Source organism: Grimontia marina (genome assembly GCF_900060185.1).
Classification (GTDB): Bacteria; Pseudomonadota; Gammaproteobacteria; order Enterobacterales; family Vibrionaceae; genus Enterovibrio; species Enterovibrio marinus.
This window is the reverse complement of the sequence record NZ_FIZY01000068.1, coordinates 1-23,259: the sequence shown is the minus strand read 5'-3', so window position 1 is coordinate 23,259 and position 23,259 is coordinate 1. Positions and strand designations below refer to the sequence as shown.

Annotated in this window: 20 protein-coding genes and 1 pseudogene; 14 read left to right on the top strand and 7 right to left on the bottom strand. The window is 48.6% G+C overall.

Translation table 11 applies throughout. From position 1 onward, the window contains the following. Positions 1-337, top strand: a 337-nt coding sequence (locus tag GMA8713_RS22520; RefSeq protein ID WP_157515497.1) for an IS630 family transposase, incomplete at its 5' end; no start/stop codon positions are given. Beyond that, complete coding sequence (locus GMA8713_RS22515; RefSeq protein WP_084387811.1) at positions 288-782, top strand: DUF4231 domain-containing protein; 495 nt, start codon at positions 288-290, stop codon at positions 780-782. The genes GMA8713_RS22520 and GMA8713_RS22515, both read left to right, overlap by 50 nt. Here GMA8713_RS22515 and yccS read toward each other — a convergent pair. Beyond that, positions 779-2,953, bottom strand: a complete 2,175-nt coding sequence (gene yccS / locus GMA8713_RS22510) for a YccS family putative transporter (RefSeq protein WP_062714467.1) — start codon at positions 2,951-2,953, stop codon at positions 779-781. The two genes, GMA8713_RS22515 and yccS, sit on opposite strands and share 4 nt — an antisense overlap. Before the next feature lie 234 nt (positions 2,954-3,187). Between yccS and helD the strand changes: the two genes are divergently transcribed. Then, entirely contained in the window at positions 3,188-5,272 is a 2,085-nt protein-coding gene (helD, locus tag GMA8713_RS22505; protein WP_062714465.1) for a DNA helicase IV, read from the top strand. Here helD and GMA8713_RS22500 read toward each other — a convergent pair. Together GMA8713_RS22500 and GMA8713_RS22495 are read right to left on the bottom strand one after the other, a co-directional pair. Beyond that, positions 5,269-6,720 carry an HD-GYP domain-containing protein gene (locus GMA8713_RS22500; protein ID WP_062714463.1) on the bottom strand — a complete coding sequence of 484 codons (1,452 nt, stop codon included), beginning with the start codon at positions 6,718-6,720 and terminating at the stop codon, positions 5,269-5,271. The genes helD and GMA8713_RS22500 overlap by 4 nt on opposite strands. Before the next feature lie 75 nt (positions 6,721-6,795). Further along, positions 6,796-7,290, bottom strand: coding sequence for a hypothetical protein (locus tag GMA8713_RS22495; RefSeq protein WP_232314534.1), 495 nt, complete (start codon positions 7,288-7,290; stop codon positions 6,796-6,798). A gap of 822 nt (positions 7,291-8,112) precedes the next feature. Here GMA8713_RS22495 and GMA8713_RS22490 point away from each other — a divergent pair. From GMA8713_RS22490 to GMA8713_RS22480, 3 genes are all read left to right on the top strand, one after another. Beyond that, the gene (locus GMA8713_RS22490; protein ID WP_062714454.1) at positions 8,113-8,859 is read left to right on the top strand and encodes a flagellar brake protein; all 747 of its coding nucleotides are present in this window, start codon (positions 8,113-8,115) and stop codon (positions 8,857-8,859) included. A gap of 143 nt (positions 8,860-9,002) precedes the next feature. Continuing rightward, positions 9,003-9,620 (top strand): hypothetical protein, encoded by a 618-nt coding sequence (locus GMA8713_RS22485; protein WP_062714451.1) that lies wholly within the window; start codon positions 9,003-9,005, stop codon positions 9,618-9,620. A gap of 32 nt (positions 9,621-9,652) precedes the next feature. Beyond that, positions 9,653-10,387, top strand: a complete 735-nt coding sequence (locus GMA8713_RS22480; protein WP_062714449.1) for an oxygen-binding di-iron domain-containing protein — start codon at positions 9,653-9,655, stop codon at positions 10,385-10,387. Between the two features lie 63 nt (positions 10,388-10,450). Here the strand turns inward: GMA8713_RS22480 and GMA8713_RS22475 are convergent, their stop codons facing one another. Together GMA8713_RS22475 and GMA8713_RS22470 are read right to left on the bottom strand one after the other, a co-directional pair. Further along, positions 10,451-10,861 carry a BLUF domain-containing protein gene (locus tag GMA8713_RS22475; protein WP_062714447.1) on the bottom strand — a complete coding sequence of 137 codons (411 nt, stop codon included), beginning with the start codon at positions 10,859-10,861 and terminating at the stop codon, positions 10,451-10,453. 81 nt (positions 10,862-10,942) lie between these two features. Next, entirely contained in the window at positions 10,943-12,562 is a 1,620-nt protein-coding gene (locus GMA8713_RS22470) for a VRR-NUC domain-containing protein (protein ID WP_062714445.1), read from the bottom strand. A gap of 91 nt (positions 12,563-12,653) precedes the next feature. On the opposite strand from GMA8713_RS22470, the gene GMA8713_RS22465 reads away from it, so the two are divergent. The 3 genes from GMA8713_RS22465 (at position 12,654) to GMA8713_RS22455 (ending at position 17,932) form a co-directional block, all read left to right on the top strand. Continuing rightward, a complete protein-coding gene (locus GMA8713_RS22465; protein WP_232314533.1) occupies positions 12,654-14,084 on the top strand; it encodes a bifunctional NUDIX hydrolase/phosphatase PAP2 family protein in 1,431 nt (476 codons plus the stop codon). 158 nt (positions 14,085-14,242) lie between these two features. After that, positions 14,243-17,296 carry a D-2-hydroxyglutarate dehydrogenase YdiJ gene (gene ydiJ, locus GMA8713_RS22460; protein WP_062714443.1) on the top strand — a complete coding sequence of 1,018 codons (3,054 nt, stop codon included), beginning with the start codon at positions 14,243-14,245 and terminating at the stop codon, positions 17,294-17,296. 201 nt (positions 17,297-17,497) lie between these two features. After that, positions 17,498-17,932 (top strand): VOC family protein, encoded by a 435-nt coding sequence (locus tag GMA8713_RS22455; RefSeq protein ID WP_062714440.1) that lies wholly within the window; start codon positions 17,498-17,500, stop codon positions 17,930-17,932. Between the two features lie 198 nt (positions 17,933-18,130). Here GMA8713_RS22455 and aqpZ read toward each other — a convergent pair whose 3' ends face one another. Beyond that, positions 18,131-18,823: an aquaporin Z gene (gene aqpZ, locus GMA8713_RS22450; protein ID WP_062714438.1), complete on the bottom strand. Its 693-nt coding sequence runs from the start codon at positions 18,821-18,823 to the stop codon at positions 18,131-18,133. A 354-nt stretch (positions 18,824-19,177) separates the two neighbouring features. Here aqpZ and GMA8713_RS27805 point away from each other — a divergent pair, with 354 nt between their 5' ends. Further along, complete coding sequence (locus GMA8713_RS27805) at positions 19,178-19,333, top strand: hypothetical protein (protein ID WP_198159567.1); 156 nt, start codon at positions 19,178-19,180, stop codon at positions 19,331-19,333. Positions 19,334-19,394: 61 nt separating this feature from the next. On the opposite strand, the gene GMA8713_RS22445 is transcribed toward GMA8713_RS27805, so the two are convergent. After that, positions 19,395-21,677: a YgiQ family radical SAM protein gene (locus GMA8713_RS22445; RefSeq protein WP_062714436.1), complete on the bottom strand. Its 2,283-nt coding sequence runs from the start codon at positions 21,675-21,677 to the stop codon at positions 19,395-19,397. A 282-nt stretch (positions 21,678-21,959) separates the two neighbouring features. Between GMA8713_RS22445 and GMA8713_RS22440 the strand changes: the two genes are divergently transcribed. From GMA8713_RS22440 to GMA8713_RS22425, 4 genes and pseudogenes are all read left to right on the top strand, one after another. After that, positions 21,960-22,244 (top strand): DUF1367 family protein, encoded by a 285-nt coding sequence (locus tag GMA8713_RS22440; protein ID WP_232314532.1) that lies wholly within the window; start codon positions 21,960-21,962, stop codon positions 22,242-22,244. Beyond that, a complete protein-coding gene (locus GMA8713_RS22435) occupies positions 22,241-22,573 on the top strand; it encodes a nuclease domain-containing protein (protein ID WP_306456070.1) in 333 nt (110 codons plus the stop codon). The genes GMA8713_RS22440 and GMA8713_RS22435 overlap by 4 nt, the downstream gene beginning before the upstream one ends. Next, the gene (locus tag GMA8713_RS22430; protein ID WP_062714434.1) at positions 22,570-22,770 is read left to right on the top strand and encodes a hypothetical protein; all 201 of its coding nucleotides are present in this window, start codon (positions 22,570-22,572) and stop codon (positions 22,768-22,770) included. The genes GMA8713_RS22435 and GMA8713_RS22430 overlap by 4 nt, the downstream gene beginning before the upstream one ends. A gap of 74 nt (positions 22,771-22,844) precedes the next feature. Beyond that, positions 22,845-23,135 (top strand): annotated as a pseudogene (locus tag GMA8713_RS22425) (transposase domain-containing protein); the annotation flags it as partial. Between the last annotated feature and the right edge of the window lie 124 nt (positions 23,136-23,259).

The window sequence follows — 23,259 nt, the reverse complement described above, 5'->3', positions numbered from 1 at the left end:
AAAGAAAGACTCAGACCTATTCATTGCCATGCTGGAGAAGCTAAAGTGGCACTACCGCCGAGCCAAAAGTGTCACCTTGATACTGGATAACTACATCATCCACAAAAGTAAAAAAACGAAGGCTTGGCTCAAGAAGAACCCAAAGTTCAGGCTGCTGTTCCAGCCCGTTTATTGCCCTTGGGTCAACGTCATAGAACGATTGTGGAATGCTCTCCATGAGACAATTACTCGGAATCACAGGTGTAAACATATGTGGCAATTGCTCAGGAAGGTGAAGCACTTTATGGATAACGTATCGCCGTACCCGGGAGGTTGCCACGGCACGGCGAAAATGTAGCACTATTCGGATCAGTTATTTAGATAAATCCTCTTGGAAGTTTTATGCCACCCGAGTCCTCTCAATTCTCATCATTCTATTGGGTGCGATGTTACCAGTTGTTGCAGTTTTTCCGACGTTTTTCAAAGACCAAAGAGTATGGACGGTTGGTATTGGCGCTGCCATTGTGCTTTCTCAGGGAATTCTGCAAACATTCCACTTTGAGCAGTCTTGGCGTGGTCAGATTGTTGCTCAACTAGAACTGGAAAGCGCTTTAAGGCAATGGCAATTGAGTGTTGTAAATCTGGATGGAAGTAACTCAGAAGCACTTGATAGTTTGAAGAAGGCGACACTGGATTTTGATAAGCAAGTATCAAGTATTGTGATGAATGAAACCGCAGGCTTTTTTGACAATGTTTCAAAAGGCACCGGAGCACTTGGCTCCGGCGTGTTATATCGCAGCTAAGACTTCGAGCTCTTCAACGCTTTCTTTGCCAGATCATCAGTCAGTTTGTGCATTTCCGGCATGATGCGGTGAATCAAATGCAGCTGTTGCAGTACCATACGGGCTGAACTGCTTTCTTCTTCGCGCCAGCGCTCAAGGTGTTTGCCGAGCGCTTCATCCAGACACGGCGTTTTCTCGAACGATTCGCCTGAAAGCTTCGACACCAGACAATCCAGCTCTTCGTGAATGCCACGGTGCGCTTTGGAAACCAACTCGTGAATGCTGTCGTCGTCCATTTGCATGCGGTGTGCGCCCAGTGCAGAGATATAACTCAGCATGGCGTGATTCAGGCAAAGGAATCGGAAACTTTCATCAGTGGCTGTGCGATACCGGCCAGGTTCAGCCAGCATGTTACTGATAGCGGTCGTAAGCTGGGCATCACCATTGTGCGCTCCACGACGGGCGACACGGTAAGCCATGTTGTCACGCTTACCAATGCGGTATTGGCCAATGATCTGCGCCAGATAATCTCGGTTAGCCGCAACAGAATCTTTCATGATCCCGCGCAGTCGGTGAGCTTGCCAATCTGGCAACACAAAACGCACTGCCAATACGGAAAGTGCACAGCCAACCAGCGTATCGCCAAGGCGCGGCAGTATCACCGCATAACCTTCACCCAACTGGTTAAAACACATCAATACCAGCAGGGTAATAAACGCGGTGGCTGCGGCGTAGTGGGTGGTTCGGAACGCGAAGAACAGTACGCCGAACAGCACCATCAACACCAGTTGTCCGGTCAAGTCCGGGAACAGAGTCAGCAGCGGCAAACCTACCAACAAACCTATCAAAGTGCCGGAAATACGTTCTGTCAGCTTGCTGCGCGTGGCGGAGTAATTGGCCTGACAGACAAACAGGATTGTCAGCAAAATCCAGTAACCGCGGGTGAGGTCAAAGCCCTGAATAATGCCGTAACCCACCGCCAAAGCGAGGCTCAAACGCACGCCATGACGGAAAAGCAGAGATTTCGGGGTCAACTGTGCGCGAATGCGGGAAAGCTTGTCAAGGAAGCCGTGAGCATCTGAATCAGCGATTTCTTTGTCTTCATCGCTTTGTGTGGCATCCGGGTTACTAACGTTGGAAAGCTGGCGCTCGACGGTCGCCAGGTTTCGGAACAGGAAATCGAGCTGCGGCAGCAATGGTGTCCATTCTGGATTGTTTTGCGCTTTCACATACAGCAGGGATTCGTTGAGTTCATCCAGTGCTTTTACGCTCTGTTCACCGTGTCGGTAAGGCTGCCCAAGAGTCAGACATTGAGAGACTTCCAAGCACGCTTTGGATTGCAGGTGCAAAAGTCTCTGTAGGCGGAACATGACATCACTGTGGAAGAAGACTTCAGCGAGTTCCTGATAGCGGTAGTGCGAGGAGTTGGCGCGCTCGTGAATGTCTTGCGCCAGAAAGTAAATCTTGAGGTATTGGCGATTACTATCGCTCAGTCTGCCGCCACGCACACGGTTTAGCAGCGCGGCTTTGGCACTGTTTAGGGCGGTGACAACCAGCGCATTTTCTTTTGCATCACGCAGACGCAAAGGCTGTGGCTTTAAATCTCTACTTGGGTGGAACATCTCTGATTTCTGGTCGAGATAACCAGAAAGGGATTTAAACAATGCAGCGAGGCTTTGTTGTACCGGCTGGTGCGGCCATAGCAGCAGCCAAATCAGTGAAATAACACCGTAAAGCGCGGCACCGACAAGCAGAAGTGAAGGTTGATACCAAAGGTTTTGTGACTCGTGTGCGCCTAGCATGGTGTAAACAGCAATAAGCAAGGACGCAAACGCAATACTGGCATATCGAGCGCCTATCGCGCCCAACATGATAAAGCCGAAGGTTGAGATCATGAGACCGGTGACAAACCACCATGGGTAATCAAAAAGCAGCTCGATAGAGAAGGTGGCGACGGCGAAACAGAAAAGGGTGGTGAGCAGCGCAGAGAGTCTGCCGGAGAAGTTGTCGTCTGTTTCTGCCAGTGCAGAGGCAATAATGCCAAGAACCAGTGGTGTTATAGCTTCCGAGGCGCCATACCACCAACAGGGAAGGGCAACACCAACGAGGGCGATAAACACGCGGACACTGTAGTTAATGCGGCTGTTGGCCCAGTATTCCCTGAATGTGAGAGAAGTTTTCTTTGAAATCATTTCAATGCAGCGTTAAGGCAAGTGTGGGTAGGAGCTGTTGACCTAAGATAGCAGATTAAAGGTGTCATCCAAGGGACGAGATCAAAAAGGAAGACTATTTCGCTTGGACAAGACAGGGAAAGCGTCCTTTTGCTTGATTTTCATTCATCTATCTAAACTCTTTGCGTTATTGGGCTATAAATAACACCTGAAATTGATATGCTGTACATATAGACAGGAAAATAGAATCCAACCATGAAACTCACCGCCTCCAATCTGGCTCAGTGGTTTGTTCAGGGCGATCACTACAGTATCGCGCTGGACGACAACCAACTGGTTTTTGAATCCAAACAAATGACGCAAACCGTCCCTTTCTCTATCTGGGATGGGCAGTGCCGCGTGTCTCGCGGTCTGGTTTGGGGGCGATTGACTTTCATTGTTTCTCCTGCCGATCGGCCTGCACAGAAAATCACGGTTTATGGTTTGCCCTGGAATCATGTGCATGAGTTTGCTGAGACACTCTCTGAGCACTATCAAGCGTGGCTGGGTAAGCAGCAAAACAAGTTCATGCTGGTGGAGCCGGAATTGATTGCGCTGCGTGATGAGTTGCGCGACTTCTCGGGTTTTCTGCGAGTTGAAGATTTGAAAGCGTGGCAGGTGAAAGCGCAGGAAGTGTTTGAGCGGTGCGGTGTGTTGCCGCAAGTGATGGCGACAGCCAATCCTGCGCTTTATCAATCACTCTATGGCTGGCTGCAAAACGGTGAGGCGCAGCGCAACGCCCGAAATACTGCATGGCGTGATGAAGAGTTAGCGCGTTGGTCAACCTGGTTTGATGGCGTGGAATCTTCACCGTTGAATGATTCACAGCGTCAGGCGGTGTTGATGGACGATAATCACAACTTGCTGTTGGCGGGTGCGGGTTCGGGTAAAACCAGTGTGCTGATGGCACGGGCGCAGTATTTGGTTGCCAGCCAGCAGACGGAACCATCGCGCATTCTGATGTTGGCGTTTGGTAAGAAAGCCAGCGAGGAAATGGCGGAGCGTTTGGCGAAAGCGGGTTTGAATGGCGTGGAAACCTCGACCTTCCATGCCTTTGCGCTCAAGGCAATCAAAGAGATTTCAGGGCAGGATGCCAATATCGCGCCGATGGCGACGGACGAAGAAACCAAACATAGCTGGATGACGCTGTGGCTCGCGGAAAACTTCGCTCAGCCTGCGGTTGAAAAGCGCTGGCTCAAGCATTTGGCGCAGTGGTCAATTCCGGGTTTATCGGCGGAGCGTCCGCTGGTGGAACAGGCTCACGAGGCTAAGCTGCAAAGGTGGCTGTGGCGACTGGTGGATTTGCTGGCGCAACAAAGCCAATCAGCAACTGCGATCAAGGCATCGATTAAAGGCGATGAAAAAGCTGAAAGTGAACTGGCATTGGTTCAGCCAGTGCTAAAAGGCTATCTCGCTGCGCTGAAAGCACAGAAGGCCTATGACTTTAACAGCCTGATCAAAGAAGCCACCAAGCTGCTTTCTAAGAAAAGCGAAGCTTTTGGGGCGCGATACGATCACATTATGGTCGACGAATATCAGGACATTTCGCCAGCGCGCCTTGCTTTGTTGGAAGCACTTTGTGGCGGTAAACGAAACCGCGCGCCGTCGCTGTTTGCGGTGGGGGATGACTGGCAGGCGATTTACCGCTTTGCGGGATCTGATGTCAGCCTGACCACGGGTTTTATGAGCCGTTTTCCTTCTGGTGTCATTCGCTATCTTGATACCACTTATCGCTTTAATTCCCAGATTGGCGCTGTTGCCAATACCTTTATTCAGGTTGACCCACAGCAACTCAGCAAACCGCTCGACAGTGCGCGAGAGCAAAAGAAAAAAGCGGTGCATTTGATGCCCTCGGATGCGGTGGAGTCGGTATTGGAGAAACTGGCAAAATCTGCTGGCGACAAACCAACCAGCCTTTTATTGATGGGGCGTAATAACGCCAACAAACCAGAATCTCTTGGTGAGTGGCAGAATCAGTATCCGAATCTTTCCATTAGCTATGTCACGGCACACGGCAGTAAAGGTCTTGAAGCAGATTACAGCTTTATTCTGGATGTGGATGATGGCACGTTTCCAGCCAAATCATCAGGTGAAGGATTGGAATCTGCATTGCTGTCAGTGGCAGATGAATTGGAACATGCGGAGGAAAGACGCCTGTTCTATGTAGCACTGACCCGTGCAAGGCATGAATGCTGGGTATTCTCTGACCCAGAAAAACCCTCTATTTTCGCGAAAGAGCTGTGGCAAGGAAGTTATCCTGTCACGTCTAAGTTATCGAAGAAAGTACTTCAGGCGGTTTAAGCCGCCTTCACATCTTCGTCTTTGTACTTCTGGGCAATATCGACAAAGGCATGCTCGCAGGCCAGAAATGCGTCCACCACAGCAGGGTCGAAGTGGGTGCATCGTCCCTCAAGAATAATCTCTTTGGCTTTTTCATGGCTAAAAGCAGGTTTATACACGCGCTTTGAGATCAGCGCGTCGTATACATCAGCCAGTGCCATTAGCCTTCCTGAAAGTGGTATTTCTTCACCTGACAATCCGCGTGGATAGCCAGAGCCATCCCATTTTTCATGGTGAGTCGCAGCAATCTCACGTGCAAAGCGCAGAAAGGCAATGCCATCGCCGCTTTTCTCGGTAATGCTGAGGGCATCTGCGCCGAGTTGGGCATGGGTTTTCATGATGGAAAATTCTTCGTCTGTCAGCTTGCCAGGTTTAAGCAGAATGGAATCCGGAATGCCCACCTTACCGACATCATGCAGGGGGGCTGACTTGTAAAGCAGGTCGATAGTTTCTTCGGTCAGGTAGCTCGAGTATTTCGGCTGGCGTTTCAGCACGTCGGCCAGGGCTTTTACATAATGCTGAGTGCGAAGGATATGCGCGCCAGTTTCGTTGTTACGCGCTTCCGCCAAGGTAGAAAGCCCGACAATAGTGGCGTCCCGTGTGCGGTTTATTTCGTCGTAGCTGTTTTTTAGGTCGGCGATCATTTTGTTGGTGTAGTAGGCAATAACACCTAACTCGCCGGTTTGGCTCAATGAAACTCTCTCGTCGAAATTACCGGAAGCTGCCGCTGTCATTGCATTGGTCTGCCGGGTCAACTGTTCGCTGACCAGCGCTGCCCCATTGACTGATATCAGTGCGATATAGGCTAGAACGACTCCTGCTACATAAACGAACTCTTTGATGATGCTGTCTATATCAGCAGTATCTACCTGGTACTGGGTGTGCTCAGCCAACCACAATAAGTCTTTGGTCACCACAAGTCCCAAAAGTACGGTCATCATTACGGTAAGAAACATGGCACCTAAACCGATTTGCCCTGCGAGAGGTTTGATGTTTTCCGGCATTTTATGCTTGTTGATGTTGTTTTTAGAAAGGTGGCGGGCATTGGAAATGGCCAGGTCCAGATTGATCACAATACCAAGGAGGGTCATACCGAAAACAACCTTGACGTTGCTGCCTAGGGGAAAGTCGTAAAGCAGGGAATACCATCCTGCAAACCCAACGCCAACGATACTAAACAGACTGACATTTTTGGTTAGACTGGCTTCATCATGTTTAACAGCTCGGGTAATCAGACGGGCAAAGTAAAGAAAGATGAAAACAGTCGCGGTTTGGATGAAGAGGACAGCAGTTGGCAATGAATCGATGAGAGGGCAAACCCGGGCGCCATATAAAGTGAATATAAATACGGCGATTATGTAGTGGAGTATCGCTCGGATTGGCGACTGATAGTGGGTTGTATCTGCCATAAGTCCTTTTGCCTTCAAAGGGGTATCCTAAAATTCTAGTCTTAAATATGAGACCAGTAAGGAAGCGAACTTATTTCACTGATTTTTAACACCACATTGCATCAGGGTGCTTTCCGCAATCATTTCGGTGATCAGTACGTGATAATGGAAGGGAGTTCGTTCATTGAAAGCAGTGGTTTCTGGCTTGTTCAGCGCTTTTCCGGTGAGGTGAGTGAATGCACTGAAAACAGATTTTGAAGAGTCACCTGTGGCTGCAATGCCCAGTTGGGCGCAAATAGAAAGGTTGTTGATAAGAGAGACTTGCATGGTTTGTTCGTTATCATCATGCACCGCCATTACGGCAAAATAATGACCATCACGAACCCACAGTTCACCATTGTTCAGCGCTTGCTTTTCACCGCCTTCTGTCATGTTCCAAGGTTGATCAAACCCCATTGCTGACAGCGCTTTTTTCATCTGCTCGGTGTTAGGAAACACTTTACCTTCACCATCTGATGTATTTGCCAACGCCATTGGTAGCAGCATAAGCCCTGCCAGAATGCATACTATTTTGGTTAAGCGAATAGCCATAGACAACCTCTCAACTGTCGCTTGTTTTCTCTCACTCATGCACCTAGATTTGTATATACCCAAACAACCTAAATCATGCACTTTTAGGTTGTTTGGGTATATTCAGGTGCGCCGCCCCATAATGCGAACAACGGCGAGATGATGAAAACCTTTAGAAGTTAATTAGCACTTTATACCCAAACGACCTGAAGATGCGCGCATTCAGAGGTCATCAATGCGTTCAATTCGAGGCAAATTTCACGAGAAATAGTCGTTCTATTTCCGTGGGATTTAACGAGAAAGTGGGCGCATTGAAGGCCTCCCTTCGGGCGAGTTGACTGACGCGTGCTCTTTGTTGTTCTTTTTTGATGGAGATGATGACACCTGCAAAGGAACGCCGCGATCACAACGCCAATCAATCTCGTTGATTCCTGCATCTTCAGGTTGTTTGGGAATAGTCACAAAAGAGAATAGGAAGTTGTATTTCTGATGTGGTTTTTTTCGACTAAAAAAGAAAAACCATTGAAAAAACAGGACGAAGTAATATAAGTGTCAAATGGAAAAATATCACTATCGCTTTGAAATAATGCGTGCTTTTGCCTATATATTAATAATACGCCGTTTAGTTAGTGTTTGTTGTGGCACTGCTGTAAAAATGTCCAACAGTTTTTATCTGCTAGGCCGATAGCAAGATAAGTGAGTGATACCTAGGCTAACTGAAAGTTCCTTCAATGAGGTGTAATAGGTCTCTTTCCGTTCAAGCAATTTGTACAGGTGCACATCCACCCTATTTCCTATGTATTTGGTATTTAATCAGAGTAGCATTTCCGGCGAGGATGTTAGATGAACACAAATTCGATTCAAGAAAAAAAACCGCCGGCCAGACAAAAAGAAAGAGTGATTATGGGGCTCCACGCTATGGATTTTATCCAGCACGGTACGGAAGCTTCATTAGAGGTTCTGACTCCTTTAGGGCAGCGTCTTACTTTTAAATCCAACTTTATTGGCTTTAACGAGCAGCAACATATTTTCTTCACCATGCCGCATCTTACGAAAAAAGAGTATGACGAGTTTTTCATAGAAGGGTTCAATGTCGATATTGACGGTGTATCGGAGAAAGGCGGAGGGGCGTTAGTTCGTTTTAGAACCCGAATTGAGCATGTGGTTTACAAGCCGATTAAACTGTTGGTATTTTCTGTTCCTCAGCAAGCAAAGCTGGTTATGCTGCGTAATGAGGTTCGCTATGAACTAAGTCTGCCCGGTGATATTCAACTTCCAAACCGAAAACTACGGGTCATTCTGACTGACGTTTCTTCCGCGGGTTGTGGATTCAGCTTCGATGCGATTTCTCCCGAATTCGATGTGGATCAAAGAATTGTACTAGAGGTGGTAAACGACATCAGCGGTGATAATTACGCCCTAAGTGGTGTAGTGAAGAATTCGCGTAAAAAGCGGGGTAAACAAAACTACGGTTTGGTTTTTGACGGGCCAGGTAAGGCGAACTGTCAACGATTGCAGTCGAAACTATTTTATGATGGTACCAAGTATGTGTTTAAGAGCCCGCACAAAGCGCCCACGTTAGGTGCATAATCAGAAAAGCATCGTTAAGGCGGTGTTTTTTTATGCGTTATTGCGGTTAACCCTACAAATTGTACAGAAAATCTGTCTCATTTCTGAGCTGACTGAAATACTTGTCTAAACTGAAATTATATTTTATTCAATCAGATACTTCCATGACAGACTTAAACGCTGATAGTCACTTTGTGACAGCGGCGGTTGTCGCGGCGGAGTTGTATAAAGCCCGGGAAATCGCCAATGATATTTCATTAACTGCCAGCAACGCGAGAGCGTTGGCGCTGCGTGCCGGCCAAGGAGCGGCAGGGTTTCGAGCCATCACCGATTTCATCGACCAATTGGCCGATACAACAGTGAAAACCTCTGACATCATCAATCTCAAAGCTGTCACTATCAGTAGGCTGGCGACGATTTCAGTCCGTAATGAGCGGACAATTGAAAGCTTCAGCAAAGCCGCGAAAATCAGCAAAAACGCCGAATTTGTCGATAGCATCCAAGCACCGCTAGACGAAATGAAGTCGGAACATGTCCAGTTGAATCGCCAGTTTTACCGTGAAGTCACGTCATTGTCGGAATTGCTGGAAAATCTGGCGCGGGAAATCAAAACTGCTTCAGTGCTGTCGGCTATGTCTCACGTAGAGGCTTCGCAGTCTGGTAAGAAATTTGAAGAGGGGCTCAACGTTGTTGCTGACAACGTTTCAACCGCTGCGGAGCGAATTCAGACACACGTCATGCTGTCTCAGTCGTTGTGTCGTGAACTGGCAGAAGAATACTAATACAAATCCCTAATGCTTCGGAGACAGATCGAATGCTCACCAAGGAAATCTATTCTGGGGACACCCACCAGTGGTTTATGTTTGGCCGAGATCCCTCAAAGCCGGAGAAAATCATCGATACCAATCAGTATATGATTCGCACCAACAATAATGCGCTTTTGATGGATCCCGGTGGTATCGAGATTTTCTCTGCGATGTTGGCGGCGGTGGTTAAAAAGGTGCCTATTAGTCAGATTGGGCACATTTTTGCTTCTCATCAGGATCCAGACATTATCTCTTCGCTTGGGCTTTGGGATGCGGCCCTATCCGGAGCCAAACTCCATGCGCCCTGGCTTTGGGAGGGCTTTGTTCGCCACTTCGGTATGGAACATATCGAGTATGTTCCTATAGCGGATGAAGGTGGCTGCTTGGTGCTGAATGGCGTCGAAATTCGCTTTTTCCCTGCGCATTACCTGCATTCTTCAGGCAATTTTCATGTCTATGACCCCGTGGCCAAAATCTTGATGAGCGGTGATGTTGGTGCGGCATTGGAGGCAGATGAAGCACCTATGGAAGTGGAAGATTTCGAAGAGCATATTTCAAAGATGAAAGGCTTTCACCAGCGTTGGATGCCATCTAACGCGGCAAAAAATGACTGGATACGTCGTGTTCGGGCGCTAGAAATTGATATGATGTGCCCACAACATGGCCGTGTATTCACTGGCGATAATGTTGGGAAGTTTCTGGATTGGTTTGAACGTCTGGATGTGGGCGTGGCTGTGAAATAGCAAAAAAACTAATCTCTGAAGGGTGCCCAGGCACCCTTTTTTAGTTGGGGTGAAAGGCGTCAGTTAGTCGCGAAATATCAGAAGAAGGCTTAGCGCTTCTCCTGGATCAATTTTGTGCTCAGTGTCGTCATCAAAGAAACGCTTGAACCCTTCGAGTCTTGGGTCATCATTGTTGATGTGATGGAAGCCCATGCTCCAATTCTTGAATTGACGTTCGACGATGGGTTTGCGCATCATTTCAACCACAGAGTAATGACGATTGTCCTGACAGATAGTTGTATATAGAGGAGTGAGAACGTGTTCTTCCCCTTCGATAACCTGAATGAAGTCGCCATCCTTGTACAGCAACATCCCAGTGACGCCAATCTTTTCGTTGTTCTCACGAATAGCGGCGAGCATTTCAGCGAATTCTTCATCAGTAAAAGGGTGTTCTGCGCTGCTGATGTAAACAATCTGCTGTAAGTTATCGCTCATTTCGAGCTCCTATCTCTATCGATAACATATTCTTTCCATAAGTATGTATTAACTTAGGATTTTTGCCTTAAAAATGAGGATTCAGTTTTCAGCGGTCACATAGAGAGTGAGACTGCAAAGCCCCTCGGCCGCTAAAAAGTTCAACCAGCGCACTTGATGATGTTGAAGCTTGTCGCCCGGTCCTTTTACTTCAACAAATTGGCAATTGCCGTTTTTCACCATAAACAGATCAGGGTGGCCGGAGCGGTTGGATTTCGGATCGAACAAGATGCGTTTGACACAAGCCACGATTTGATTAGGGGATAGCGTTGATATAGCTGCTTCAACTAACTCGCGTTTGGCCCAGCCCCAATTTACCCAGTCATTGGAGATGCCCAGCTTGGTGTCGTAAATTGCCATAAGATCGTATTCACCGCGTTCAAAAGCCTCACAGCGTCGGTCAATATTGACTTGTCGTACCGTTGTGAACTCCGGGGAATACATGTCGCGTGGCGCTCGCTGGAAAGGGTTGAGAAAAGCGCCGGGAACGGGTTCAAAGATGATGTCCCAAAGCAGAAGGCCAAACAAAGCATTGAGTAAATTGTTTTCGCAGTACCATACGTCCCAGCCTTGTTGAGCGTAATAGCGTGCGGATTCGAGCTCCACACGCTCAGCGATCTCAAGGGTGATGTGTTGAGAAGTAAATGACTCTCCTGTTTTTTTAGGCGCGGGGTAGGGTATTTTCTTCGCTAATTGTCTGGCAATACGTGCGGCGACATCGGCTTCATCTTCATTGATCGGGGATTCCAGCATGGCTGTGACTAAGACAGCTGCCTCTTCTAAGCGTTCTTGCTTGATGGCAATACGGGCTAACCTTTCTCTGGCAGGGGGAAGAGAAGACTGCATAAACAAAGCTTCTGCGGAGCGTTCATCCTTCTGTCTTTCAAAATCTCTAGCGAGTTTGTTGGCTAACCGTTCCCACTTACGTGTCAGTGGAGGCCAATCGGGCTTCTCAGACAGCATTTGACTCACTTTTAATGCAGAAGCGAGTTCTTTGGTTTCTTTATAATCCCAATACAAATCAGCAAGTGATGACAAGAAGAGCCAGTCAGTGATTTGAGTTCGTGAGTGAAAGAGTCTGTCCTCAGGGCGAAGTTCAACTTTTTCAAAGCGGTAAATACCCAAATCGTTGAGAACGAACTGGCTAATATCCTGGCGCGAATTGCCGAAGTAAAGCAGTAAAAATACAGGCAAGACATCGTGTTGTAGACAAAGAAAACGGGTTGGCAAAGGTGGGAGATCTTCTTCACTGTTTTTAACGATAGCGGCAATAATTTCCGGTTTCCGCAGGGAAGCTGTTAATGGCATATGTGCGTAAAGAGAAAGCAGTTCTCCTTTCGTCATCAAGCTTGCTACTACGTCAAATGGCGGCGTTGTGTCAGTGATTAACCCTTTATCAGATAAAGTGGTGATAGCGCTTTCAATGTTCGGAATTTCAGGATAGTGAAGCTTGTCACTGCGAAACCAATTCCCTTTTCGCGTCAGCATCCGGACCAACAGTAATTGTGCATTTTGGGGTAAACCTGAAAATGCATGTAACCAATTTGTTTCCGTTTCTGTCAGCAAGTCGCTGTATCTAGTCGATACTAAATCGACGATGGATAAAAAGTTATCCAGATAGTAGTGAGGAGGCAGAATAGGGAGGTTGTGTGACTGGCTCATGGCATCCTTGTGGGTTTAAAACTAAGACGATATTTATAGGGACAATCAGTTAGTGAGCATAACACGACTCATTTCAGGGGTGCTTTTTCTCTTGTTACTTCTATTTGCATTTCCTGGAACCACAACCAGCAAAGAAAACGCGATCAACAGTACCTTACCCATTGAGGCCGGAGACTGTTTGATCGTCGACAGTGATAAAAATATTCTGATGATTGTTGAAGCGATCAGCGGGCGATACTCGATTCCTGGTGGCTCAATCATTGGTGAGGAAACCGGGGAAGAAGCCGCAAAGCGTGAGACTTATGAAGAAACTGGCTTACATGTGAATGTTGGTAAACAAATCGCGCGAACATACAATTCTGCCATCTTTGCTTGCGAGCTGGTTTCGCCAACGCCCTATTTTATCGACTCTCAGGGGCGTAAGGTCCTGATGGCTTGGTCTGCGCCCCATTTCGGCAAAGAAGTCATGCGTGTTCTTATGATGCCGGACAACGAGACGGTGCGTGATAACTACCGTTTTCCTGAACATAAGTGGATGTTCAAACTCTGGGTTCCGGAAGTAACACCGAGTGCGTTCGTGTTGTCAGCGGGTGATACTGCCGTGCTGACGCCTTTCTATCAGGCGCAGCTCTCATTGCTGCAATCCCTGCACGAATGGAAAGCCAAGAGTACGTCAGTTGAGGTTTTCGTTACTGGTACCATCGCATTGGGCAGCCTGTTCACACCGTTTTTGTTCCTCGTCTCACTCATCTACATTCGTGCATACCATGGGCACAGAGCGACGCTGATTTATGGGGCGGGGTTGTTGTCCATATCCACTTTTGTGTTGATTCTGACAACTGTGGTGGAATTGCCTAGACCTTATTTTATCGACCCTGTATTTGGAGAGCAGGACACGCTCGGTTACACGTTGCCAAGCGCGATGGTGTCTCTGACAACGTTCTTTTTTAGCTGGCTGTTGTTGAATTGGGATAAAGAGAGTTTTCCTAAAGGGAGAAAACGCCTTGCTTTGTTTGCGGCATTTTGTGTGTCGGTGATTAGCGGAAAGGTTTTGCTTCAGGGGGAACACTATCCCTCTGATATTGTTTTGGGCTTATTGATAGGATTTGGCTTCTCAGTGGGATTTAAACGGCTCAGGGATTGGCGTTTTGCCAATCGAAATCGTGCGCTAACGTCGGCACGTTTCTGGCTGATGAGCTTTGTAGTAGCCGCAACCATTGGAATAGGTCTTCACAAACCGCACATCGTGTACCTTTCTGCATTTTCTTTAGGGATTTACTGCGCGCTTTTGTGGCTGAAGGTTTTTCCGCTCTATGTTTCGGCCGTTCGACGCCCGTCCAAGTTAACGTTCTTTATGATTGCACTTGTTGGTGTCATCGTGATCGTGTTTGTAGATAACGCGATATCATCCCGCTATGCGGTGAATACTGTGATTGTCGCTGTAAACTGTGCATCAGCTTGGGCGATATCTGTCTGGTTGCTGTTGGTGACGCCACGTATTTTTTATCAATTTGTTCGGTGACACGTAAACGTTTGCGCGGCGTGTTTTTAAAGGGATTTCTATTAGGATTACCGCTTTGAAGCAGGTCACACCTGAGGTAAAGTTATAGCAGTCGTTAGTTTATAAGATTGCCAACGATCGTATGGAAATAGATCGTACAAATGGCTTCAGGGAGCAAGATGTTACCAGCACTTACACACCAGCATACGCTCGATCCCATCGTCGGGCGTTTTCTTGATGCTTTAAAAGAGAAAGGTTTCCAAGGTGAGACGGAAACCTTTTATGCCAGCCGCCTTGCTGTTGCGACCGATAACTCGGTTTACCAGCTTCTTCCCCAGGCGGTGGTTCTTCCTACTTCAACGCAAGACCTAACGTTGTTGGGCGAGGTCTGTAAAGACACTGAATTTGCTGGAATTAAATTTTCGGCCCGTGGCGGCGGCACTGGCACCAATGGCCAGTCACTGACCCAGCATATCGTTGTCGATATGTCGCGCCACATGCGCAATATCCTCGAGATTAACCCGGAAGAGGGTTGGGTGCGCGTACAGGCGGGTGTGGTCAAAGATGCATTGAATGATGCGCTGCGCCCACATGGCTTCTTTTTCTCGCCCGATCTTTCAACCAGTAACCGAGCGACGGTTGGTGGTATGGTCAATACCGATGCGTCGGGTCAGGGCTCATTGCGCTATGGCAAGACCTCAGACCATGTTCTGGCGCTGAAGGCAGTGCTTGCCGACGGTTCAGTACTAGATACCGAACCTCAGTCTTTAGCGGATGTGATTGGCAACAGCCGTGATGATTATGCAGGTAACGCATTGCGCCGCGTGGCGGAAATCTGCCAGACCAAACGAGCAGAGATTGACGCAAAATTCCCACCGCTCAACCGTTTCCTGACAGGCTATGACCTGAAAAACGCCTATCAGCCAGAGACTGAAACCTTTGACATAGCGCGTGTGCTTTGCGGCGCGGAAGGCTCGCTCGCATTTATCACCGAAGCCAAGCTGAATATCACGCCAATTCCAAAAGCGCGCACCTTGGTTAACGTGAAATACGACAGCTTTGACTCTGCGCTTCGCAGTGCGCCAGTGATGGTGGAGGCGAATGCGTTATCAGTGGAAACCGTGGACTCCCGAGTATTGAATCTGGCGCGCGAAGACATTGTCTGGAACACAGTAAAAGATTTACTGACGGATGTGCCCGGTAAAGACATGCAGGGCATCAATATCGTTGAGTTTGCAGGTAATGATGCAGATGAAATCGACGCGCAAATCGCCTCTCTCTGTGAGCGCCTAAATGTATTGGTTGAAGCGGGTGACAAAGGCGTGATTGGTTATCAGGTCTGTAACGATCTGAGCTCAATCAACAAAATCTACAACATGCGCAAAAAGGCGGTTGGCCTGCTAGGGGCCGCGAAAGGCGCAGCTAAACCCGTTGCCTTTGCAGAAGACACCTGTGTACCACCGGAAAACCTGGCTGACTTTATTGTTGAGTTCCGTGCCTTGCTGGACAGCCACAAGCTGAATTACGGCATGTTTGGTCACGTTGATGCTGGCGTATTGCATGTTCGTCCCGCGCTTGACCTTTGCGACCCCGAGCAAGAACGTCTGATGAAGACGATTTCCGATCAGGTTGTGGCGCTGGTGGCGAAATATGGCGGCTTGATGTGGGGCGAGCACGGTAAAGGCTTCCGTTCTGAATACGGCCCTGAATTCTTCGGCGAGGAACTGTTCGACGAACTGCGAAAAGTAAAAGCAGCATTTGACCCTCATAACCGCATGAACCCTGGCAAAATCTGTACGCCAATCGACAGCAGCGATTCGCTGGTGAAAGTTGATGGAGAAAAGCGCGGTACTTTAGATCGCCAAATTCCGGTGACGGTGCGCGACAGCTTTAAGCAGGCGATGGAATGTAACGGCAACGGCCTTTGCTTCAACTATGACACCAGCTCACCGATGTGCCCGTCGATGAAGATCAGCTATGACCGTCGTCACTCGCCAAAAGGCCGAGCGGGTATTGTGCGTGAGTGGCTGCGTTTGCTCGCGGAACAGGGTGTTGACCCTGTCACCATGGAAAAAGAGCTGATGGAGAAAACGCCATCAGTGCGCCAGATTTTTGCGCGATTCAAGAATACCTGGCTTTCCAACAAAGACGATTACGATTTCTCCCACGAAGTGATGGAAGCCATGAATGGTTGTCTGGCGTGTAAAGCCTGTGCAACCCAGTGTCCGATCAAAGTGGACGTGCCGAGCTTCCGTTCGCGCTTTATCAATCTCTACTACAGCCGCTACCAGCGTCCGATGAAGGATTATCTGGTCGCAAACATCGAAGGCATGTTGCCTTGGATGGCAAAAGCGCCGGTGATTGTTAATGCCGTCACTCAGCCGAAATGGGCGCAGTCGGTTACTGAGAAAACCATCGGTTACGTGGATACACCTGCGTTGTCAGTGCCTACTTTGATGGAATCACTGGACGGCCACCATGCCACCAAGTTTGACTTGGAATGGTTAAAAGCCTTAAGCGCAGAAGAACGTTCCCGCTATGTGTTGATTATTCAGGATCCGTTTACCAGCTTCTATGAAGCGGATGTGGTGAAGGACTTGGTGACGCTGGCAGAGAAGTTGGGTAAGAAGCCAATGCTGGTTCCGTTTAAGCCAAACGGTAAAGCGCAACACATTAAAGGCTTCCTGAAGAAGTTTGCCAAAACAGCCCGCAATACCGCTGACTTCCTGAATCAGTTGGCAACGTTGGACGTGCCAATGGTGGGTGTCGACCCAGCACTGGTGCTTTGCTACCGCGATGAATACAACGAGGTTCTGGGTGATAGCCGTGGTGACTTTCAGGTGCAGACGGCGCATGAGTGGCTACTCAACGTGATTGCTGATGTGCCGCAGAAAGAGAACCCAGATAAAGACGCTTGGTATCTGTTTGCGCACTGCACTGAGAAAACCAAAATGCCGAATGCGGAAGCAGAGTGGGGCAAAATCTTCCATCACTTTGGTGGCAAGTTGGAGGCTATGGCTGTGGGTTGTTGCGGCATGGCCGGTACCTACGGCCATGAGTCCGACAAGCTGGAAAACTCGAAAGGCATTTTCGGTTTGAGTTGGAAACCACGCTTGGAATCTTTGCCACCGTCGCGCTGTATGGCGACAGGCTATTCATGTCGTAGCCAGGTGAAACGCTTTGAAAGCAAAAAACTGAAGCATCCGGTGCAGGTGTTGGTAAAGCTTGTTTAAGTACCGCAATATCAGAGAGAAGGGAGCCACAATGGCTCCCTTTTGTTATCTGTACCCAAATAATCTGAATCCTGCATCTTCAGGTTGTTTGGGTATAACGAAAAGCTAAATCATAAAACGTCTTAATTATTAGGCGGGATGCATATGGGCACCTGATAGTCTGGTTGGTAGAGATTTCATACCAATGGAAAGGAGTCAGACATGAGCACACTTCAGCCACATGTGACGTTCCATGGCGTTTGTAGAGATGCATTGGGCTTTTACAGTCACGCGTTGAGCGGGGAGATTAGAACGCTCTCGACTTTCAATGATTCGCCGGTAGAGTTTCCCGAGCACTTACTTTCCAGAGTGATGCATGCAGAGTTTGCCTCACCGGAAGTTCAGTTCTTTGCCTCCGATGGATTGGATGACTCATTGGCGCAAGGCTCGGGAGATGTGGCATTTCACGTTAGATTTGAAGATGAGAAAAGACAGAATGAAGTCTTTATGGCGCTTTCTGAAATGGGGCAGATAGTGATGCCTCTGGATTACACCTTCTGGAAAGTGCGCTTTGGTATGGTGACGGACAAGTACGGGATAAGGTGGATGCTGAGTTGTCCCGCCGAACACGTAGATATTTATACCCAAACAACCTGAAGATGCTCGCATTGAGGGCCTCCCTTCGGGCGAGTTGACTGACGTCGTGCTCTTTGTTGTTCCTTTTTGATGGAGGTGACTACACCTACAAAGGAACGCCGCGATCACAACGCCAGTCAAACTCGCTGAATCCTGCATCTTCAGGTTATTTGGGTATAAAAAAAAGCCCCGAATTTTCGGGGATTTTTCATGGAGTATTTAATCTTCGTTCGGACTCAGCCAGCGGTAAACCACACCGGCGATGAAAGCACCAATCAACGGGGCCACCCAGAACATCCAGAGTTGTGCCATCGCCCAGTCACCAACAAGCAGCGCAGGGCCCGTGCTCCGTGCAGGGTTCACGGATGTGTTGGTGATTGGAATACTGATAAGGTGGATCAGAGTGAGAGCAAGACCTATCGCCAAGCCTGCCATACCTGGACTTGCCAGTTTGTGGGTTGCGCCCATGATGACAATCAGGAACATAAAGGTCATCAACACCTCGGTGATAAAGCCTGAGAGCATGTCATACCCGCCCGGTGAGTGGTCGCCATATCCATTTGACGCCAAGCCACCCGCTAAATCAAAACCTGGTGCGCCGCTGGCAATAATATAAATGACATACGCGCCAACAATACCCCCTGCGACCTGAACCAACATGTAAGGAATCAGCTCAGCGGTAGGAAAGCGTCCACCCGCCCATAGGCCAAATGAAACCGCTGGATTGAGGTGACAACCGGAAATATGGCCAATGGCATAAGCCATGGTTACGACAGTTAAACCGAAGGCGAGGGCGACACCCAGAAAGCCGATGCCAAGTTCTGGAAAAGCTGCAGCAAATACTGCGCTACCGCAGCCTCCAAGTACCAGCCAAAAGGTGCCAATAAATTCTGCGGTCAGTTTCTTTAACATTTCACGTTCTCCCTAGTTTTAGTTAGGACGGCACGTGAGAAAACCAGACTCATGACTTCTTTGCCATCTGAGTGACTTAGATATGGGTATCTTTACGCCATAAAAGTAGCACCCTATGCTTCTTTCACGATGTTATTTTTGATACCCCAACGCGCCGCCAAACGTACCTAAGACCAGTGTGTTGGTGCGAGTGTCACAATTCGGGACTGCCAAGCGTGGTGGAGTTTACAGTAGGGCAGTTGTTACGCTAGGCACTGATATGTGTTAGCCTTAAAAATCAAAAGGATGGTTATTTTCCTAAACAACCATTTCACGGTAGCGGCGAGCTGAGCTATCTCATCCAGAGGTGTCAGAATGGTTAAAATTGGATTTATCATAGGCCTTATCATCATCGGCGTATTGGTCGCTAAGTTTCTCGATGAAAAGTCTCAGAAGAAGTTTATGATTGGCGCAGTCGCCACCGCTGCCGTGGCTGTTGTGTTGTTGGTGATTTCAGAACTGATGCACTGACTGAGAATCAGGCAACAAAAAGCGAACCTTGCGGTTCGCTTTTTTGTTTTACGGAGAGTGGTTATCTCACTGCCTGACGGCTTCTGGTTCCAGCTGGACGTTTTTTGCTGCCTTGTGCTGGTTTACCGCCAGCATTTGAGTGTGCTTTCGGCTTGCCACCTTGAGGCGATGCTTTGCCATTGGTCGGCTTCTTACCTGCAGGTTTGCCGCTGCGCTGGTTAGGCTTGCGAATATCTGGCTGGTTCGGGTGCTTGGTCGCAAAGCGTTTTGCGCCATGACGACTTGAACCACGGCGTTGTGCGGGCGTCATTTCCGCTTCGGTGCCTTCTCGAGGTACCAGACAACCTGGGCGGTCACCAATCAAATGACGCTTACCCATGCTGATTAAAGCTTCACGTAGCAAAGGCCAGTTAGCGGGATCGTGATAACGCAGGAAGGCTTTGTGCAGACGACGCTGACGCTCACCTTTCGCGACAAACAAGTCTTCACGTTTCTTGTACTTCACACGTTTCAGCGGGTTGGCTTCCGCATGGTACATAGCCGTCGCATTACACATTGGTGACGGGTAGAAGTTCTGTACCTGGTCGCAACGGAAATCATTCTCTTTCAGCCACAGCGCCAGATTCATCATATCTTCGTCAGTACACCCAGGGTGCGCCGCAATGAAGTAAGGGATCAGGTACTGCTTCTTGCCAGCTTCTTTCGAGTATTTCTCGAACAGCTCTTTAAAGCGGTCATAGGCACCCATGCCCGGCTTCATCATCAAGTCCAGCGTGCCCTTTTCTGTGTGTTCAGGCGCGATTTTCAGATAACCACCAACGTGGTGAGTCACCAACTCTTTCACGTACTCTGGAGATTCAATCGCCAGGTCATAACGAACACCGGATGCGATAACTACTTTCTTCACGCCTTCAAGCTCGCGTGCTTCACGGTAGAGGTCGATCGTGTGTTTGTGGTCAGTATCGAGCTTTTCACAGATTTTCGGGAACACACAGGAAGGACGACGACAGTTCTTCTCTGCGCGAGGGTCAGAACAACCAAGGCGGTACATGTTCGCGGTTGGGCCACCCAAATCAGAAATCACACCCGTAAAGCCCGGTACTTTTTCTTTAATGTCTTTAATCTCGTTGAGGATGGAATCCTTTGAGCGGTTCTGGATGATTCGGCCTTCATGTTCGGTGATCGAACAGAAAGAACAACCACCAAAACAACCACGCATGATGTTGACTGAGGTTTTAATCATTTCATACGCAGGGATTTTCGCATCGCCATAGCTAGGGTGAGGAACACGCGCATACGGGAGACCAAAAACGTAATCCATTTCTTCTGTTGTGAGAGGAATTGGCGGTGTGTTAACCCAAAGTTCACGCTCGCCATGCTTTTGCACTAACGCACGTGCGGAATAAGGGTTGGTTTCCAAGTGCATCACGCGGCTTGCGTGCGCATACAGAATACGGTCGTTTAACAGTTTTTCGTATGAAGGCAGACGAACGAAGCTATTTTCCGCATCGTGGCGGGAAGGGCGCACCATCACAGGCTTCGGCGCTTCTTCTTTCACTTCGCTCTTGTCGGTTGCACAAGCCGTTTCCGTTACGTATGGGTTCGGCATAACCATGGCTTTGCCTGGCTTATCGATACGCGAACTGTCAATTTCCTTCATTTCTTCCGGCACTTTTTTCAGCATGACTGCGGTGCCCGGAATTCGGGTCATATCGGCGATATTCTCGCCACGAGAAAGGCGGTGCGCCACATCAACCAGCGCACGTTCTGCGTTACCGAACAGAAGAATGTCAGCTTTGGCGTCACACAGCACTGAGCGGCGGACTTTATCTGACCAGTAATCGTAGTGTGCGAGACGACGCAGGCTGGCTTCGATGCCACCCAGTACGATAGGGGTGTCTTTGTATGCTTCTTTACAGCGTTGCGAGTAAACCAGTACGGCACGATCTGGACGTTTGCCGCCTGCGTTACCTGCCGTGTAAGCATCATCATGGCGTGGCTTACGGTCTGCGGTGTAACGGTTAATCATAGAGTCCATGTTACCGGCTGTTACACCAAAGAAGAGGTTAGGCTGACCAAGTGCCATAAAGGCTTTCTTATCCTGCCATTCTGGCTGCGAGATAACACCTACGCGGAAGCCCTGCGCCTCAAGCGTACGACCGATAACCGCCATACCAAAGCTAGGGTGATCGACATAGGCGTCGCCGGTGACAATGATAATGTCACAGCTATCCCAGCCGAGCATGTCCATTTCTTCTCTGCTGGTCGGCAGAAAAGGAGCAGGACCAAAACACTCAGCCCAGTATTTGGGGTAATCGAATATCGGAGTTACAGAATTGCGCATTTTTTAACCTCTTTCTCGCGAGGCGTGAATTATAGCGGCTTGAGCAGGTGAGAGCTAGATCGAATAAACCCCAGAAACTAAGGGGGTTAGTAGTGAGCAAGGCTATATACTCAAATAACCTGAAGATGCAGGATTCAGGTTATTTGAGTATACAACCTACCATATCATTGTGCAGAAGCCAGCCAGCTTACTGATAGAAGAGTTACTGGACTTCTATTAGAGCATCTGTATCGCTAAGCGCTCTTCAATCCCGCCCAATCCTATCCCCAAAAGCTCTCTGGGATGGCAAGTGTCCACAACGCCTCACTGACGGTCGAAAAGAGCTTTGAGGCTTACCGAAAGTGGGTAGCGATGGAGGCGGTTTTCTTTCGTATCGTCGTCTTCCCCAATGGCGCGGTGAAAAAAGAAGCCAAATCTATCTCGTTCGCCAAGATGGACGACAACGAATTCTCTGAACTCTACCGAGCCTCCTTCAACGTGATTTGGAATCAGATCCTGCATAAGTACTTCGAGAGCGAAGCGGACGCTGAAAGGGCAGTGAACAACCTACTGGGGTTTGCATCATGACTATGAAAAAAACAGCCATCAGAAGCAAAGCCCTTACTGATGCCGCAATGGGACAGGAATGTACATTGCAGATTTCCGGGGTGTGCTGTTTTAACCCTGAAACCGTGGTGTTTGCGCATTTTCCAAGTGCGACACATGGCATGGTCTATAAGTCAGACGACTTTTGGGGTGCCGATGCCTGCATGAACTGTCATGACGTCATGGATGGACGGGTGAGCTACGACTTTGAGCCGGGAGAGCGAGAGGAATACATGTTAAGAGCCGTTCACGCCACGCTCGCAAGGAGAGTGAGAGCCGGGCTTATCGAGATAAAGGGGCAGCGAGTATGAGTATGGGATTGGAGCTTTTTATCCGCCTGCACGGTGAGAAGACGCTTTCCATACAGCGGGGAAGGTCAGCGCTTACGCCCGATGTCATCTTGGGTGTTTTGGGGAAATTACAGCACGACTATCCAATGGGGAGTGACGCAATCATGTGGAAGTGGCTTAACGACATCCCGGCCTTTGAGCTAACACCGATCAGTTAAGGCATTGATCAGTTGAACGATCCTACAGATGGTTAACAATACCCTCAGTACACTAATTGCTGAGGGTATTTTTTATGTTGGCTCACTGGCTGATTGATGTCGATACGTTTGCTGCACCCGAATCAATGGCCCTCTTCCAAAAAGAACTCCCGCTCGAATGGATAGAGCAAGCCCTTGATTCGACCAACAAAGCCAGTATGAGACGGCGTAAGTTACCCGCCGAACTTGTCGTTTGGTTGATTGTCGGTATTGGCTTGTATCGGGATAAACCCATCACGGAAGTTTTAGATAAATTAGACCTCAAGCTTTCCAACCACTTAGGGGATTCTGTTGCACCAAGTGCTATCCCTCAAGCGAGAAAGAGAAGTGGCCCCCAATTTTCGGACATGACTTTAAGTGATTGATCTGTTTTGATAGTCCCCAGAAAGACTGGAGCAGATGATGACAAGAAAACGTAGAAACCACTCACCCGAATTTAAAGCGAAGGTG